This is a genomic window from Candidatus Zixiibacteriota bacterium, assembly GCA_035380245.1.
Classification (GTDB): Bacteria; Zixibacteria; MSB-5A5; order GN15; family FEB-12; genus DAOSXA01.
Genome location: DAOSXA010000002.1, coordinates 906661 through 925786, shown reverse-complemented (window position 1 = coordinate 925786; position 19126 = coordinate 906661). Strand labels below are relative to the sequence as shown.

General features: G+C 53.1%; 6 protein-coding genes. 4 read left to right on the top strand and 2 right to left on the bottom strand.

Translation table 11 applies throughout. The annotated features are described in order from the left end of the window. Positions 1–11 precede the first annotated feature (11 nt). A complete protein-coding gene (gene rplU, locus PLF13_08970) occupies positions 12–332 on the bottom strand; it encodes a 50S ribosomal protein L21 (protein HOP07408.1) in 321 nt (106 codons plus the stop codon). A 270-nt stretch (positions 333–602) separates the two neighbouring features. On the opposite strand from rplU, the gene uvrB reads away from it, so the two are divergent. From uvrB to PLF13_08955, 3 genes are all read left to right on the top strand, one after another. Further along, positions 603–2630 (top strand): excinuclease ABC subunit UvrB, encoded by a 2028-nt coding sequence (uvrB, locus tag PLF13_08965; protein ID HOP07407.1) that lies wholly within the window; start codon positions 603–605, stop codon positions 2628–2630. A gap of 62 nt (positions 2631–2692) precedes the next feature. Then, complete coding sequence (locus PLF13_08960; GenBank protein ID HOP07406.1) at positions 2693–3679, top strand: hypothetical protein; 987 nt, start codon at positions 2693–2695, stop codon at positions 3677–3679. A gap of 130 nt (positions 3680–3809) precedes the next feature. Continuing rightward, positions 3810–4619 carry a prohibitin family protein gene (locus PLF13_08955; GenBank protein HOP07405.1) on the top strand — a complete coding sequence of 270 codons (810 nt, stop codon included), beginning with the start codon at positions 3810–3812 and terminating at the stop codon, positions 4617–4619. Position 4620: 1 nt separating this feature from the next. On the opposite strand, the gene PLF13_08950 is transcribed toward PLF13_08955, so the two are convergent. After that, positions 4621–7803: a T9SS type A sorting domain-containing protein gene (locus PLF13_08950; GenBank protein ID HOP07404.1), complete on the bottom strand. Its 3183-nt coding sequence runs from the start codon at positions 7801–7803 to the stop codon at positions 4621–4623. A 782-nt stretch (positions 7804–8585) separates the two neighbouring features. Between PLF13_08950 and PLF13_08945 the strand changes: the two genes are divergently transcribed. Then, positions 8586–19091, top strand: a complete 10506-nt coding sequence (locus PLF13_08945; protein HOP07403.1) for a FlgD immunoglobulin-like domain containing protein — start codon at positions 8586–8588, stop codon at positions 19089–19091. The last annotated feature ends 35 nt before the right edge of the window (positions 19092–19126 follow it).

Genomic DNA, 19126 nt, shown 5'->3' with positions numbered 1-19126 from the left:
CCGTTTGTTTGTCAGCTCAACGGAGCTGAAATGCGGTTGATCTTTAGTTCAGTGTAATCCTGACGATGACCGGTAGTACGGCGGTACTTGGTGCGGCGTTTGTGTTTGTGCACAATCACCTTATCCCCCTTACCGTGACCGATCACTTCGGCTTCGATCGAGGCATCCGCAACGAACGGCTGTCCCGCGACTGACTTGTCGCCGTCTTTCACTAACAGCACTTCGGTGATGGAGATCTTGTCGCCATCGGATGCTTTTTGCAGGGGCACCTGAACAGTGTCACCTTCTTCGGCGCTAAACTGGAAACCGCTTATCTGAAAAACGGCGTACATTAACAATCCTCCAAAGTAGAACTCAATAAACAGCTAAGACTAAGCCTCCAAAGGTAACAAATCAAGCCTTTTAGTCAAGGCATATTTATCGTACCTGATTCGGTTCTATTTTTCGCCCAAGTCACAAACTTAGACTTTCGTATCGATTACAAGTTCCATAAAGATGTGATGGTTTTCGTGAATTCAGGTTCTTTTTTTGGCCTTGTTGCCGGGGATAAGCTACATATATTAAAAAGTTTAGGCCGCGCCCAGGGCTCGGATGGTAATCAGATGGCAAATGAATTGAACCGCATTCCACAAGGTGAATTTCACCTCAAATCGAGCTATCAGCCCAGAGGGGATCAGCCCCAGGCTATTGATGAGTTGGTGGAGGGGCTGGAAGCCGGACGTAACCACCAGGTTTTATTGGGGGTAACCGGTTCCGGTAAAACCTTTACGATGGCCAATGTTATTGCCCGCTATGGTCGACCGACGTTGGTTATTTCACATAATAAGACGCTGGCGGCGCAATTATATGGAGAGCTGAAAGCGTTTTTTCCGGACAATGCGGTGGAGTTTTTTATCTCGTATTATGACTACTACCAGCCGGAGGCATATCTCCCAAGTACGGATACTTATATTGAGAAAGACACTTCGGTCAACGAGGATATCGACCGTCTCAGGTTGCGGGCTACGGCTTCGCTCCTGGAACGGCGCGATGTCATTATAGTTGCATCGGTGTCGTGTATCTATGGTCTCGGTTCCCCGGAAGAATATCGGCGGCAGCTTATCGTGCTGGAAGAGGGGATGGAATGGGACCGCGATGAGGTAATCCGGCGGTTGATTGATATTCATTATAACCGTAACGAGATTGATTTTTCGCGTGGACGTTTTCGGGTACGAGGCGATACAATCGAGTTGATTCCGGCTTACTACGAAAATGCCCTTCGTATCGAATTTTATGGTGATGAAATCGAGCGGCTGACCGAGGTCAATCCGTTGACGGGAGAGGTCCTGAACGAGAAGAAGCGTATCGCAATCTACCCGGCCAAACATTTCATCACATCCCCCGATCAACTCAAAACCGCCATCAAGTCAATCGGACAGGAGACGCGCGAGCGGCTGGAGGAACTTCGATCTCAAAATCTGCTTCTGGAGGCCCAGCGGCTGGAGTCGCGGACGAAATACGATCTGGAGATGCTGAAGGAGGTCGGCTATTGTTCCGGCATCGAGAATTACTCCCGGCATCTTACCGGCCGTAAGCCGGGCGAGCGGCCTTTCTGTCTGATCGATTTCTTTGGCGATGATTTCTTGACCATTATTGACGAATCACACCAGACCATTCCCCAGATCGGCGCCATGTACGCCGGTGATCGTAACCGTAAGGAGACATTGGTCCAGCACGGTTTCCGGTTACCTTCGGCTCTGGACAACCGGCCGCTGTTGTTCAACGAATTCGAACAGATGACGCCTCGTGTTATCTATGTTTCCGCTACTCCCGCCGACTACGAATTGGAAAAAGCCGAAGGAGTGATTGTGGAACAGGTGATTCGTCCGACCGGTTTGCTCGATCCGATCATTACGGTAAAACCTTTGGCTACCCAGGTGGATGATCTCCTGGAGCAGGTGCGACAGCGACGAGCCAAGGGGGAGCGCGTGCTGGTAACGACATTGACCAAACGGATGTCGGAGGATTTAACCGACTATCTGACCAAACACGGGGTACGAGTACGGTATCTTCACAGTGAAATCGCCTCGATTGACCGGACTGAGATTATCCGAGACCTTCGTCTGGCGGAATTTGATGTTTTAGTCGGAGTTAACTTGCTGCGTGAGGGATTGGATCTTCCGGAGGTGTCGCTGGTGGCTATACTTGATGCCGATAAGGAGGGATTTCTCAGGTCGGCTCGGGCCTTGATACAAACGGCCGGACGCGCTGCCCGCAATAAAAACGGCGAGGTTATAATGTATGCCGATAAAATCACCGGTTCGATGCAACAAGCCATCGAGGAAACCAATCGGCGTCGCGAAAAACAGCTTAAGTATAACCAGGACAATAATATAAACCCGGAGACGATTTTTAAAACACGCGAGGAAATCATCCGGGCCACACAGTTTGCCGACAGCAAAACGGCCGAGGAAACCGATTTTGAGAAACCTGACTCGTTCGTTCGTATGTCGGCCGAGGATCAACTGGCTTTCATGATGAAAGCGATGAAAAAGGCTGCCGACAATCTTGATTTTGAAACCGCTATGGTCATGCGCGATGAAATTAAGCGGATGAAAGAGCAACTCAAGGGCAGAAAATCGAGAAGGTGAGAGTTGACGTCCGGGGCATCTGATTCGTATAAAAAGTAGAACACAGGCACGAGAAAGGATATATGAAAAGAAATAAAGCGCTGTGGTCCGGTGCAGCTTTTATCGTCGTAATTTCAGCGGCAGTCGTTATGATTGGCGTCGCCTGCAGCGAACGAGACGTCTACAACGTTATGGACGATGATGAGATTCTTCGGTATCTCAGACAAGTCCCGATGGCGAAAGAGTTGTTTACCACTGAAGGGGTGTTTTCGGATGAACCGTACTACAAGGACTCTGACCCCGGCGCCGAGTATCGGATACTGGTCGATTCAGTCAATCGCTATGTTACTCAGTATATAACTCCCGATTCGGTAGAGAAAGACCACGGGTCACCGTTCGGATTGGCGGACGACAACGAAGTTCGCATTTATGATGATTTCTATGTCCGCATCCAGCGCGTGCTTGGGGTTGATACTACGTATGAATATCAAACCCGTTATTTGATTCGCTGGGGGTATTTCCTGCGTATTGTCAGTACCGACGTGTATGCAGGATGGGTACTTCATGCCGTGAATCTATCGCAAACGAGAGGTGGTAGTCAAGCTTCCGGGATGGATATTTACCTGCAGCCCGAGGGCGCGGCTAAAATCGATGCCGATGGTTTCCAGTACGAGTATTTCCAATATCTGAAGTATGTTTATAGTCGTAAGGTCGATCCTGAGACGGGTTCCCTGTACCTCGATGTCGATACCGTTGCCGGCAAAACACTGATGCCCTATATGTTACTTTCAGACATCCCGGAGGTGAAAAAGGGATCGCGGCTGGTTCTTACCGCCCTTAATGTGCCGTATTCGATCTCGGACGGTTCTGTCAGGCTTCGGGTTACTTACATGAGCGATTCCGGATGGACTACCTCCACTGCGGATCGGATTGAGGAAGATGAGTATCTCGATACTCTCTGGTTGTGCGACACCACTTCGCTCAATTTCAACATGCTGTGGTTTTATGAATCACGTTATCCCGACCGATACGGTGGTTTCTGGGGGACGGCGATTCGCGTTAAGGATTGATTCCGACAGCAAATGTCGACCAAGATGGCCCGAAACACTCGGGCCATTTTTGTTGAATATCTCCGATGATCGCCGGTATTCTTCGACAACGGACATGGAAAACAAAAAACTGAGATATCAAGGAGGTAGTATGAAATCGACTTTAACACGCTTATTGCCGCTTTTTCTATTGGCGGCTTTCGCTGCCGGAGTAGTCGGTTGCGGGACTCAAATTGACTCCGGTCATCGAGGCGTTTTTTATTCCAAGTTCGGCAGCGGCACCGAATTCGGTAAAATCTATCCGGAGGGCTTTGCCTGGCATATGCCCTGGAATAAGATGTTCGTTTACAAGGTACAACTTCAGGAACAAAAAGAACTCCTGACGGTGTTGTCCTCCGACGGCGCGACGATCAAGATGGAGGTCTCCGTATTGTATCGCCCGGAGGCGGGCAAACTGGATTCGTTGCAGGTGACGGTCGGTCCGGATTATTATGATGTCTCCGTAGCGCCGATGCTTCGGGGTATCTCACGAACGGTGGCGGGGCGTTATAAACCGGAGGAGATTTATTCCACCAAACGAGAAGAGATGGCCAAGGCGATGGTGGACGAGTTGCGTGCGGCGGTGACCGATAAATACGTTACGATCGAAAATGTCCTGATCCGCGACGTAACCATTCCGGCAAAAATCTCGGAGGCGATCAATTTCAAGCTGACGGCCGATCAGAACGCCCAGCGGATGGATTTCGAGATCGAGAAGGAGAAAAAAGAAGCCGAGCGCAAGAAGATCGAGGCTCAGGGTATTGCCGAATTCCAGAAAATCGTCAGTTCCGGGATTACGCCCTCATTGCTGAAGTGGAAGGGGATCGAGGCTACGCTGAAAATAGCCGAGTCACAGAACACGAAAGTGGTGATCGTCGGCAACGACGACGGCGGTCTGCCGATTATTCTCGGCGGCAACTGATTTATCGGATTAGAAGCATCTTTCTGGTCTGAACCGCCTGGTCGAGAGTCAGGCGATAGAAATAGATACCGGTCGCAACCTCGCGGCCGGTTTCGTTTTGTCCGTTCCATTCGATGCGGTAGGAACGTCGACCGCGAAGAAACTCACCATCCAGCAGAGTTCTTACCTTTTGTCCCAACAAATTGAAAATATCCAGGTGCACCAGTCCGTCTCTTGGTAAGTAAAATTCGATCATCGTACCGGCATTGAACGGATTCGGATAGTTTTGGGACAGGGTCGGGTAATTCGGTAACTGTACCGGCGGTGAGACCTGAGGTTCTTCGGCCAGTCGGGAGATCAGATCGCGGGCGGGAGATTCCTCCATGGCCCAGAGGTGAAACGAGAAACAATAGACAAGTGAATGCTGGAATTGATTTACAACACCACACGGCAAACCGGTCAGTTCCGATGTCTCCGGGTAGAGGGAGCCATAGCGATAAATGATCTCGGTTTCCGATGACGGCATCAGGGCCGGGGTATGCGGCAGGCAGTAATCTTCCTCGAAGAAAACATCGAATACCCCTCCAAGGCAGTTCCGGGAAGTGTCGTAATGTAACTCCGGCCAATTGTCGCCGGCGGGGAAAGCCGCATTGAATCCGGCCAGATAATCCCGTGAATGAGTCACATTGTAATCTTCCCGCCAGACGCGCAGCAGTGAGGAATCCAAACCGAGATAGCGATGTTCGAACAAGTCCGCGTCGTAGGTAAGACAATCAGCGGTCATATTGGCCGAAACTCGTTCCCGCCCCGGAGGAATACCGAAATAGGCCAGATTACGCCCGGCATCGGCCAGACGTGTCAACAGGTCGCGTTCGGTATCATTGTAGAGCCCGAGGATGTTCGGATTGGCGTATTCTTCGATAAGGATCAGACGGTATCGAGCGAAATCCTCGAAGTTGAAACAGACACCGCTGGTACAGGCCTCGGCATAACGCATGGTGTCGGACCAGACATAAAGATCGTAATCGAATCCGTCCATGACCCGATCGTAGAAAGTTCTGATTGAATCAAGTATGGAAAAATCGACCGGGGTGCCGACGCCGCCGATGACTATCAGGATGTCTCGCTCCGCCGGTGCTGTTGACCGGACCTGAATCAGATCGGACATCGGCGATTCATAGCCGGGATAAGGTACAGCCGACACCCAGTAATAAGCGCCGTCGGCGAAAGCCGTGTCGTAATACTCCGTCGTGAATTCATCGAAGGTAGAATCATAAGCCTGCATCTGGTAATAGCAGTAATTGATATCGTTCTGTTTAAAACAAAACCAGGGATCATCCAAATCAGAAATGGTGTCCGCCACGATAAACGGTTGATAACGGTTGGCGGCGATCAGGGAGTCCGTGGTTTTGTATATCTTGTAATAATACAATTCCTTGCCGGTTGGTCTGATCCAGTCGATAACCACGGCAGTGTCTCCTGGTTCATAGTAGGCATACCTTCGCCTGGTTGTAACTGACGGCAGGACATAGGCGAGGTTTTCATCGCCGATCAGGAGCGGTTCCGAAGCCGGTCCGATTCCATGGTCGGTCACGTGAGAGATTGTAACCAAAAAGCGACGATTGAGCGGTAGATCTTCAACGATACCTTCACGGCCGTGAGTGTAGATTGTGCTGACTATCGGCGTCATGATATTATGTATCTCGGCCCTGGTGCGGGGCAGAGGGGTAAGCGTCAAACGGTAACCGACAACATCCGGGAAAACCCATGAATCCCAACGAAAACGGGCTTCCTGTCCATCCAGTTGGATCAACTCAAGACTGGTCGGCGGCTGGAGCATCGGATCAACTATTTCTTCCGACATCTCCATAGCGTATGCGGCGGTCTCGCGCATCAGGCCCCAGTAGAGGTTGTTGCGATAGCGGTCGATGTCGCCGTTCAACAGATTGTTCGTATAGTTGAATGGATCGAGATGCACCAATTCACCGCAGAAAAGGGCGAACAGAAGCCGTTGCGATTCGCCCGGAGGCAGGTCAACGGCGCCGACGGAAAGTTCCATACGCACATCGGCGCCTGTTTGAATAGCTCTGTTACGAGCTTCGGCCGCATCGAGCCAAAGCGGGTCATCGTTGGTAATACGGGCAACTTCAACCTGGTCATAATCCCATTCCTTATGACGGAGAACATAATACTGCTCCTCATCACCGACCGTAAGACCGGTATTCCCGGTAAGGAAACGGCGGAAGGGATCCTCGGGGGTGCCTTTGAGGCGTGGTCCAAAGTCGATTGCTGAACCACGATACGACCAGTTATAGTTGGTGTCGGAAACTTCGGGGAAAATCCGGGTAGGGCGCATCCCAATCGCGTCCGTTACACAGGTCGGACTCAAATAAGCACCACTCTCGGGATTGCCGTCGTTGTCGTATAACACGGCTGTCGATATATCACGCAGGGAGGCGGTGAGATCATCGCTCGCACCGAACAAGTCGTCCTCGGCTGCGGTAGCGTCGGGATCCAAATGAAGACCAAAATAAACATCCCGGATCGTATCGGTTCCGATGTTCGTTAACGTATAGTCCAACAACAGGATATTGCGATAGGGGGCATGATCGACCGAATAACTTTTCTGGGTGATTTCAAGATGCAGCGGGCGATGATAATTCCCGAGGAAGTTAGGAAATCGCAATCCCGAAAAGCCATGTTGAGTCGTAAAAGTATCAACAATATGACTGACACAACCGGCCCCACCGGTGAACTGGAAGGGCCTCATACCCGGCATGTCGTCGCTGACGGCGTCGGCAGCATATAACTCGCGAGCTCCCTGTATCGGATAGGATCCCTCGACCGTATCGGGCATTTCATACCAGATGTTGGCGCTTGATACCAGGGTGTCTTCACCCAGGATTCCTCCAACTAGAAACCAGCCTCCCCATAGATAATTGGTGCCGGAATTGAGGGGGAACTCGAAGCCGGGGTCGGCGTCGCGGCCGAGATAGCCGAGGTGCCCGACTGAGGTACTGTATTTGGAGGTACGATGCAACCCGAAGGTGGAGGGCCAGGTTATTTGGGTGCTGTCTGTTTCGGATAAAGCCTGTTGCGTTTCAAGTAAGCGGCTAGAGTCGTCAATCGCCGCGACCGATGACCAAAACGGCCACAAAACAGACAAGCTAAGAATGAAGACGTAATTAATCAGTCGAGCACACATTATGGTACTCCCCCCTATGATAGAAATATAAGAGACTTCATCTTATCATGCCAGCACTAAACGAGTTAGATAGTCTGAATCGACAGCTCCTGCTACTTCTGGGACGGCTGTCCGGCTGTTTTGTGTAACCGCGAAAAGCCCTGCAGGAAACACCTGTCTCGATAGTTTCTAATTCATGTTACAGGTGTTTCAATAAACTCGTAGCAGTGGGGCTTGTCTCCGCCGCAGAAGAGCTCTCTCAACCATTCCCTCCGGCAGCTTGTCAGGGTATTTGGTCTTCTGGATAGTGTCTAATCAGGGGATTGAAAGACATCCTGGAGCACAATCTGTTAAGGATGGTTCACTAATGCCGCAAACGGGTGCACTCCGGTCCTGCCGGGGGCTGTAAGTGACAAGGATTTAACGAATTAACGGCTTGGCCTGATTATTGCATCATTGAAAGATCAGACTAATGCGTGTTGACTTTTTGAGCAAAGAAGGTATATTAAAATGCTCGTGAAGCGGAGCAGGTTTTACACATCAGATTACTTCGAAATGACACCTGTTTCCCTAATTGCATTCAGGTCGCACGATGTGCGCTTACCGGGGGGACTGCTTCGAAATAGAGCGTCCCTGAATGCTCAAGATGTGCGCGAAAAATACCGGGTGCCTTTTACGTATGAGTGCACCCTTAATGTATTCTGGAGGAAGTAAATATGCGGTCGTGGTCTTCAGGACTTATATCAATACTCTCAATCCTGATCATACTTGCTTCGGCGGCTGTAGCTGCCGAGGGCGACGTTTTGACAAAGACTGGTTCTGCGGTTCCTTACGAAACGCAGGATGATGCTGCTTATATAACGGCACTGGCTACCGGCCGGTCCGACGGCGACAGTCTTATTGTCTCGGGCGCTCGCTTTACTCCGGGTGAATCGGTTCAGATTCTGGTATCCCATCAGAACGCTGACGGTTCGAAATCTGATGAGCTTGCCGGTTGGTCAACCGTGGCTGACGCCTCCGGTCGGATCTCTGCGCTGTGGCTGATCGATGCCTCAGTGGTTGGTGCCGATCCGATCGTTGTGACTGCCACCGGTGAGGATTCGGGAGTTGAGGTAACCTCGGTAACAACCGAAACCGACTCGCGTCTGACTTTTGTCAGCGTGCCGGACACGGTCAAAATCAGCACTCCGTTCGATGTCACGGTGTTGCTGGAGCAGAACTGCTGCGACGGTCAGTTTGCCCCGATGCCGAACCGCGAGGTGAGTTTCTACACCCGTATCGGCGACTGCGGAGTTGATCCCGATGATATCCCGGTAGCGACCGTAACTACCGATGACGCCGGAATGGCCAGCGCGACCCTGACCATCGATGTCGTCGGCAACTACGTGATAGGCGTGAAATACGAGGGAGAGTCGGAACCGTCCGAAACTGAAGACCCGAACAGTGCCTGCTTCCCCGATCAGCGTGTTGCCGTTTTGGCGGCCATCGACTGCGCCCATGTCGAAGTTGAATATGAAGAACCCGAAATAGAATGTGTCTCGGCGGGCGCCCCGCACGAGGTCCTCGGTTGTGAGGGGCAGGCTTCGTGTTTCTCAACGATCATCCACAGCGCCGGCGCCGGCGATCTCCGGTTCAGTATCCCGGCGATCAGTCAGGCGACAATCGACCCTGTTTCAGGTGAACTTTGTGTCACTCCTGATACCGCCGGCACTTATGCCATAGAAATTACCGCCACCGACACGGTCGGTCAGACTGCTTTCTGCACCGCTCAGTTGGTGGTTACGCTCAATAATCCGCCGAGCATCGATGTGCCGGATACCTATCCGCTCGATCCCTGCTATCCGGCGGATGTTACGATCTCCTACAATGTCGACGATCCCGATGGTAATATCGTTTCCGTTTATGCGATATTCGAGGGACAACAGATCGACCTGTTGACTCAGAACACGGTTTCGATAACCGGCCCGGGTACTTATTACATCGAGGCCTGGGTTGTCGACGAGTGCGGTCTTACCGATGTCGACACGATGGTCGTAACCGCTCCCGAGACGATTGATCCGTTTGTCGACCTTGGCGACGATCGGGCTATTACCCAGTGTGAACCGACGCTCTATTGTGTACCGTTTACGGTTTCTCAGGGCCTTGAAATTACTTCATACTCCGGCGGCGATATTGACTTGCAGACCGAGACGATCTGCTTTACGCCGAACGCCGAAGGCGATTATCAGCTCACCATCGAAGGTGTCGATATCTGCGGACAGACGGTAGCCGATACGGCCCTCGTTCATGTCACGTACAACTCGGCTCCCGCTATCACGGCCATCTTCGACACCACCGCGGTTGTCTGCGTTGAGGATGAGGTTTGTATCCCGGTCGATATCAGTGATGTCGACGGCAATCTGGAGTCAGTAAGTACAAGCCTCGGTAACTACAACGCCGAAACCGGTTTGCTCTGTGTGCCGGTCGGTATGGATCAAAATTACGACGTAACGATCACCGCGACCGATGCCTGCGGCCTCACGGATGACCACACGATAACGATTACCACCGTTGCTCCGCCCGCCCCGAGTGTTGATCTCGGCGACGACCAGGATCTGTTGCTCTGCGGTCCGGGCGAGGTATGTGTCGATCTGATTACCGATGCCGCTCAGTTCAGCGTTGAATCAAGCCTGGGGTATTACAACGATCAGACCGGTCAGGTTTGTTTTGAAGTTTCCGAGCCCGGGAATTACAGTCTGATCGTCTGGGTGACCGATGAATGTCTTCAGACTGCTGTCGATACGGTCGATATCAACGTGACCATGAACAGCGCTCCGGCGGTCACGATGTTCGAAGATACGGCTATTTATCTCTGTCTGCCTGAAGAGATTTGCCTGCCGGTCGAAGTTTCCGATCCGGATGGCAACATTGCCGACATCTCGATAGACGGCGGAACTTATAAAGACGGATTCATTTGTTTCACGCCCTACAATCACGGCGTTTTCGAGTTTACTCTTACGGTGACCGATTCCTGCGGTCTGACCGCTGTCGGTACTGCTTCGGTGACGATTCGCACCGATCAGGATATCGTGCTCGACTGCCCCGGTGACACCGCTATTTATACTTGTTACAAGGATACGGTTTATGTCCCGGTTGGCGGAATTCCGGACCTGGAGGAGATTTCGGTTTCGGTCCAGGGTCTCAACGCCTGGTGGGATGATGCCCGCCAGTCCGTTGGTATTTTCAGTGAATGTTCTAACTCCAGCCATATAACGGTTTTGGTCGAATCCCCCTGTGCTACCTACACCTGCACGTTCGATCTGACCGTCAACTGCAACCGCACCCCGCTGGTGCTGCTGCCGCCCGATACAACACTCTTCTCCTGTGGAGGTGAGACGCTCTGTTTGCCGGTCGGCGTCAGCGATCCGGATGATAACCTGGCCCGCGTCACGAGCAATATCGGTCAGTATGATCCGGCCACCGGCAAGCTCTGCTTCACCGCCGATACCGCCGGTGTTTACACGATCAGTGTCACCGCTTATGACGAGTGTGAAGATTATCGCACCGATGAGATGCTGGTGACCGTGGTTGCCAACACTCCGCCAACCTGTGTCGTTCCCGAAGACACCACACTTTTCGTCTGCGGCGCCGGTACGGTCTCGGTTCCGGTTGGAACGATCGACCCCGACTTCAACGTTGTCGGATGCTCGGTTGTCGAAGGTCCCGGAACCATTGAAAACGGCTATTGGATTTACGATGCTCCGGGCGCCGGTGAGTACACCGTGCAAATCGAGTGTGTGGACGAATGCGATGCTTCCTGCACCTCGGAATTCACGGTGACGATCGAGCAAAACAGCCCGCCGGTTTTCGACTGCCTGGATTATTCGGAACCGATCTTCATGTGTGAATTGACCGAGTTCTGTTTGCCGAACCTGCATGTCTCCGACGTGGACGACAACATTGCCGAAATCAATCTGACTATAAACGGTCAGCCGGTTCAGTACAACCCCGAGGGCACCTGTTTCATGCCGATCGAGGGGAACAACCGGATCGAAATGTCCGTCATCGACGAGTGCGGCGAGAGCTCTGTCTGCGATATGCCGATTTACGTGATCGTCAACAGTGCTCCGACCATGACCGAGATCAACGATACCAGTCTCTTCATTTGTGAGACCAGACCGATCTGTCTTAATCTGGAGGCTGATGACGCCGATACGAATTTCGCCGGTTTCGAACTGGTGAGCGGTAACGGTTATGTCGAAGGCGACCAGTGGTGTTACACGCCGCCGGAAGCCGGTAGCTCCGAGACTGTGACGATTCGCGCTTATGATTCCTGCGGCGCTTATGACGAGCAGACCTTTACGGTCGATTTCAACGTCAACCAGCCGCCGGTTAACGATATCCCCGCTCCCGGTGAGTTCTTTGTCTGTGAAATCGGTGAAGAGATTTGTGTCCCCGGTTTCACCGCCACCGACCCTGACGGCAACCTGGTTGGCCTGACGGTCAGCTACGGTACGCTTCATGGCGATACTCTCTGCTTCACGGCTGATCCGCAAATAACCTCGATCAGCGTGACGGCCGTAGACGAGTGTCAGGCGATGGATTCCGATGAGTACACCTTCAGTATTACGGTGAATTCGGCGCCGGTCAACGAGACGCCGACCGACAATATCGATCTGGTGCTGTGCACTCCCGAAGAATACTGCCTCGATCTGGCCGCGAGCGATGTCGACGATAACTTCAGTCATTTCGAACTGGTCTCCGGATTCGGTTCCATTATCGATAACTCCTGGTGCTTCACGCCGTGGAATCTGAACGACAATCCGGACGTCGATCCGGTAGTGATTCGCGGTTACGATAACTGTGGTGCTTATTGCGAGTTCACGCTGAATGTTTCCTGGACGCTCAACAATCCGCCGGTTGCCGAAGACGGCTATAAGAGCGGCTCTTTCTGTTTCCCGGAGGAACGGACGGTTTATCCGACCGTGACCGATGCCGACGGTGATATTCTTACCTTTACGCTCTTGTTCGGCGACGGTTATATCGATCCGGCCACGGGCGCGGTTACTTATTTCATCGGCGACACCAGCGGTGTGTACGCCTTCCAGTACGAAGTCGCCGACAGTTGCGCCGCCGACACGGCCTGGATTTACGATTCGATAACGTTAAACACCGAACCGGAGTTGTTCGGATACGATTCGACGGTCGTGCTTTGCGAGCGTGAAGAAATTTGTTTCGAAATTCTTGCCGAAGATTACGACGGTGACAATCTGGTCATTTCGCAGATCGACGGCCCCGGTGTTTTCACTCAAATAGACAACAACACCGGTCAGACCTGTTTCTGGCCGGCAGAGGTGGATTCGGCGACTTACGTGTTCGCTTATTGCGTTGCCGATCCCTGCTCCATAGATAAATTCGGTGAGGCGGCCATTACCTGCCCGCCTTGTGATCCCGACACGGTTCGGATAACGGTGATTATCAATCGCCCGCCGACCATCGTTTGTCCGGAAGCGCAGCAGTTTGCTTCCTGTGATCCGGACAGCTCCTCCTATTGTTTCCCGATCGAATTTTCCGATCCGGACGGCGAAATTCTAACGCCGGTGATTCTCTCCGGCAACGCTTTCTACGACAACGGCTATGTTTGTGTCGATCCGATTCTCAACGGTGAAATCGAAGTCGTGATCGCTGTCGCCGATTCCTGCGGCGCTGCCGATACCTGCACGGTTGCCGTTACCATCGAAAGCAACGAACCGCCGACTATCACCATGGGTGACGATTTCGAGCGGTTCCTCTGTGAACCCGAAGAAATCTGTGTGCCGGTGCGTTATTCCGATCCGAACGGAGAAATCCTGACGCCGGAGTTCAATTTTGGGATTTTGAACGACGAAGGCGCCGTCTGTTTCCTGGCCGATACCGCCGGTACTTACACGATCATCGGTTCGGTAACCGACACCTGCGACGTTACCGCCGTGGATACGACCGTCGTTACGGTGATCTTTAATACCGGTCCGTATGTCGATCTCGGTCCGGATTTCGAAGTCGGGCTCTGCGGCACGACCCAGGTTTGTGTCCCGGTTGATGCCGGCGATGTCGATGACAACCTGGTCAGTATCGTCCCGAGCACGGGAGTATACGATCCTCAGACCGGTAAGGTTTGTTTCGATATCTCCGAGGAAGGCGACTATACGTTGATCGTCACGGTTACCGATGAATGCGGACTCGACGACGTCGATACGGTGGTCGTGACCGGAGTGCCGGATGAACCGCCGTTCCTGAGCCTCGGTGATGATTTCAGCCTGATGCTTTGTGATATCATGCCGGTTTGCATCGATGTCAACACGGTGGCTGATTATTCCGAATTTATGACCAACATCGGCCAGTACGATCCGGCCAGCGGCAGACTCTGCTTCACGCCGGAAACCGCCGGTGAATATACCGTTATCGCTACGGTGATCGACTCCTGCGATCTCTCAACTACCGATACCGTGGTGGTGACGATCGAGCTCAACAGCCCGCCGGAACTGACTTGCCCCGGTCCTCAGGAGTTCTCTCTCTGTGAACCGACCGAGTTCTGTCTCCCGCTTGACGTTACCGATATCGACGGGAATCTCCAGTCGGTCGAGGTGACTTCGGGTAATGCGACCATCAACGGCAATGAGATTTGCTTCAACGCCGAAGGCTCCGGTCAGTTCGAGATTACGGTTGTTGCCGTCGATTCCTGTGCGGCTGCCGATACCTGCATCATTCCGGTGACAATCGAGCTGAATACGCCGCCGTCGGTCGTTTTGGGCGACAATTTCGATGTTTATCTCTGTATGCCGCAGGCGGTCTGTTTCCCGGCTGAGATAAGCGACCTTGACGGAGACAACCTGGATATTACGTTAACGGCCGGTGTTTATGATCCGGAACAGGATCGTATCTGTGTCGATATCGACACGACCGGCACCTATGTCATAATTGCGACAGCTACCGATACCTGTGGCGCTATGGCTGCCGACACGACCGTAATCATGGCTGAAGTGGCCGAGACACCAACCCTGGATCTGGGTGAGGATTTCGTGGTCAATATCTGTGAGCCGGAAGAAATTTGTGTCGATGTCGAAACCAACGCCACTTATCAGGAAATCACGACCAACGTGGGTGAGTACGATCCGACCTCGGGCCGGGTCTGCTTCTGGGCCGACCATTCCGCCAGCTATGACATGATCGTCCAGATTATCGACTCCTGTGGTCTGGCGGCAATCGATACGGTTCATATCGATGTGATCGTCAACACCGCTCCGACGCTGGTCATGGGTCCGGATACTTCAGTCTATCTCTGTAATCCGGAACCGATCTGTCTGCCGGTCGAGTTGAACGATCTGGAAAACAACATTGCCAATATCGAAGTGATCGGCGGCACCTACAACAACGGTGAGATTTGCATCACGCCGTACGACAGCGGCATGTACACGGTTATCATGACCGTTACCGATAGTTGTGCCGAAACCGCTTCCGATACGGCCAACATATACGTTATGACCGACCAGGGCGCCGATCTGGTCTGCCCGAACGATACCGTCCTGTTCTCCTGCACCGGTGATACCGTCTGCCTGCCGGTTTACGGCATCCCGCAGGAAGCGACGGTTGAGGTCTCGGGTATCAACACCTGGTACGACTATGAAACCGGCACGGTCTGTTTCTATACCGAGTGCGGCAATACCAATCATGTATCGATCAAGGTAACCACTCCCTGCAACGTTTACGAATGCGGCTTTACGGTTACGATCGAATGTAACGCCCCACCGCTGGTGATCCTGCCCCCGGATACCTCGTTGATGGTCTGTGGCCCCGAGCAGGTTTGTCTGCCGGTCGGCATAACCGATCAGAACGACAATCTCTACTCGGTAATAGTGGATAACGGCTGGTATGATGCCGTGCATTCGATGGTCTGTTTCGATGCCGACACCAGCGGGACTTATATCCTGACGGTTACGGCCGAGGATTCCTGCGGCGAAGTCTCCAGTGATGATATTTCCGTCGTGGTCGATTTCAACAGCGCGCCTTATCTGATCTACGAGTGGGCGGATTCATTGATCTCGACTTGTGTGCCGGAGGTTTGTGTCCCGATCGAGGCTATCGATCCCGACAACAACCTGGCTGAAGTTTATACCGACTGGGGTACTTATAACGAGGAAACGGGTGAGATCTGCTTCACCGTCGATACCAACGGCACCTACTGTGTAGAAGTTTACGCCGTCGATTCCTGCGGCCTGGCCGACACTCTGACGGCTTGTGTCAATGTTGAGACAGGTGACTTCGTTTATATCGACTGCCCGACCGAGACTATCGCAGCTCCGCCGGTTTGCGGTCCGGAAGAAATCTGTGTCGACCTGGCGATTGCCGGTTCCGGCTATCAGATCAACACCAGCTTCGGTGAATGGGCCGATAACCAGCTCTGTTTCTTCGCCGATACCGCCGGTATTTACACGATAGATGTGCTTGGTTCAGCCGAGTGCAACGAAGACTCCTGCCGTGTTTATGTCGAGGTGATCTTCCTGGATCCGGCGACCATCACCTGTCCCGGCGATACGACCGTTCTGCTTTGCGAGGCGGATACTCTCTGCTTTAACTTCACGGCTTCGGCCACGACCGAGCAGGTAGAGGTACAGGGCGGCTATATCAACGGTGATCAGGTTTGTGTGCCGATCCTGGAGCCGGGCGTGCAGGTCATTACGTTGATCGCTATTAACGACTGTGGCTCCGACACATGCAGTTTCACGATCAACTCGACATTTAACAGCGGTCCGACTTTGACCGCCGCCAACGATACGACCATAACGGCTTGTGAGCCTTATGAGATATGTTTCGATTATACTGCCGCTGATCCGGATAATAACATCATCGAGGTACAGAGTTCGCTCGGTGTGGTGATCGACGATCAGGTCTGTTTCACCCCGCCCGATTTTGGTACCTACACGATCGTTATTACGGCCCGCGATGAATGTGGTCTCACCGCAACCGACAGTCTGACTCTGACCCTGGTTGAAGGCGGCGTACCGCTCGTGCTGTGTCCGAACGGCGTACAGTACGATACTCTCTGTACCCCGGGCGAGGTTTGCGTGGTGGTGCCGGTCAGCCCTCAGGATGCGATTGTGACGATTAGTCCTACGGGCACCTATGATCCGCAGACCGGTGAAGTCTGTGTCGAGTTCCAGGAAACTGGAACGATACAGATCTGGGTCCGGGCCGAGGCTACCTGCGGTATCGACTCCTGTTCGTTTACGATGGATGTCGTGGTCGACAATCCGCCGGTGGTGGAATGCCGCGGTGCGGTCGACACGTTGCTCTGTCTGGCCGATCCGGTCGAGGTTTGCCTGCCGGTATCGTTCAGCGGCATCGTGGACAGTATCGAGGTGCTCGGCGCTACTTATGAAAACGGCTATGTCTGCGTGCCGATTACTGAGGCCGGTCAGTACGAGATTCTGACCATCGCCCACGGCATTTGCATCAGTGATACCTGTGAAACCGTCCTTAGAGTAACCCGGGATCAGGATCCGATCCTGCATCTGCCGACGGAGATATTCTCGTTCGAGCGGTGCCCGGACGACACTGACCATATCTGCATCGACGGCATCTGGGCCGAGGATGTCGAGTCCGATGTCACCATTACCATGACTTGCGGTCCCGGCACATTCACCGAGGTGACCAATGACTCCGGTGAAGTCTGCTTCGTCCCGGACGGTTTCGGTACTTACGAGTTCTGCTTCGAAGTAACCGACGGCTGCAATATCACTACCGGTTCGTTCACGGTCGATGTTACCGAGGAAGAGGACTGTGACGTCTGTATGTACATCGGCCTCGAAAGCGGCGATTGTACGCCGGTTGGTCTGGTCAAGGAAGTCACCATGACGATCGATGCCAAAACACCGATCGGCGGTTTCGATCTCCTGATCAGTTTCGATGCCTCGGTTATGGGCTTCACTTATGCCACGATAGAAAATACGGAAATACATGACGGCAGCACGGGCTGGGAGTATTTCCGGTACACCCTGAACGAGGCCAGTTGTTCACCGTCCTGTCCGTCCGGAGTGGTGCGCTTCGTCGCTATCGCCGACGTCAACAACGGTGCGTCGCATCCGCCGGATGAAACCCTCACGCCGCATGGCGCGGTGGTGCGGATACAGTTCCAGGTGGCCAACGACCAGAACCTGGGCGACCAGTTCCTGCCGATCAACTTCGTAACTTACGACTGCGGCGACAACGCGGTTTCCGATACGACCGGTAACGACCTCTATGTCGACCTGCGCATCTATAACCCCGAAGGTTACCTGCGTTGGGATGAAATGGACGATGTCAATTATCCCGAGTCGGCGCGTCCTTACGGACTGGGTACGCGTGATGAATGTTTCGGTGACGGCAAAGTCGACCCGATTCGTTGCATCGAGTTCTACGACGGCGGTATCTGCGTGATTCACCCCGATTCGATCGACGATCGCGGGGATATCAACCTCAACGGCACGGCTTATGAAATCGCCGACGCGGTGCTCTTCTCGAACTACTTCATCTACGGTCTGGATGTGTTCGTGGTCAGTATTCCGGGTCAGATTGCCGCGACCGACGTCAACGCCGACGGTGTGACGTTGTCGGTAGCCGACCTGGTTCTGTTGATCCGTGTCATTATCGGTGACGCCGATCCGATTCCGAAGATCATCCCGTATCCCGATGACCTGGTTCTGACGACGACTACGGAAGCCAGTAATATCGATGTAACCACCCGGTCAACCGGTGAGGTAGGAGCGGCGCTGTTCGTCTTCGACCTCGAGGGTGATATCGAGATCGATGAGCCGACACTGACGGCCGATGCCGAGAAGATGGATCTGGCCTGGAATATCGAGGACAACGAACTGCGCCTGCTGGTTTACAACATGGGCACCGAGCGTATCGAAATGGGTGAACATTCGATCCTGCAGATCCCGTACAGCGGTGACGGTACCCTGAGTATGACCAAGGCTGAGATTGTCGATTACCAGGGTCGTCCGTATGAGATCGCTTATAAGTCGAACTTGTTGCCGACGAGCTTCTCACTCGAACAGAACTACCCGAACCCGTTCAACCCGAATACGACTATCGGATTCGCCCTCGCTGAAGCAAGCGACTATGTTCTCAGCATCTATAACGTCGAAGGCAAGCTGGTGCGGAACTTCAACGGAAGTCTCCCGGCCGGCAACCATTCGGTGGTCTGGGACGGCCGTTCCGAGAACGGCGCCGCGGTTGCCTCGGGCGTGTATTTCTACCGTCTCGATGCCGGAGATTATCATCAGACGAGAAAGATGATGCTCCTCAAGTAAGAGACACCAAAAGAGAAACAACGGCGCCCGGCCTG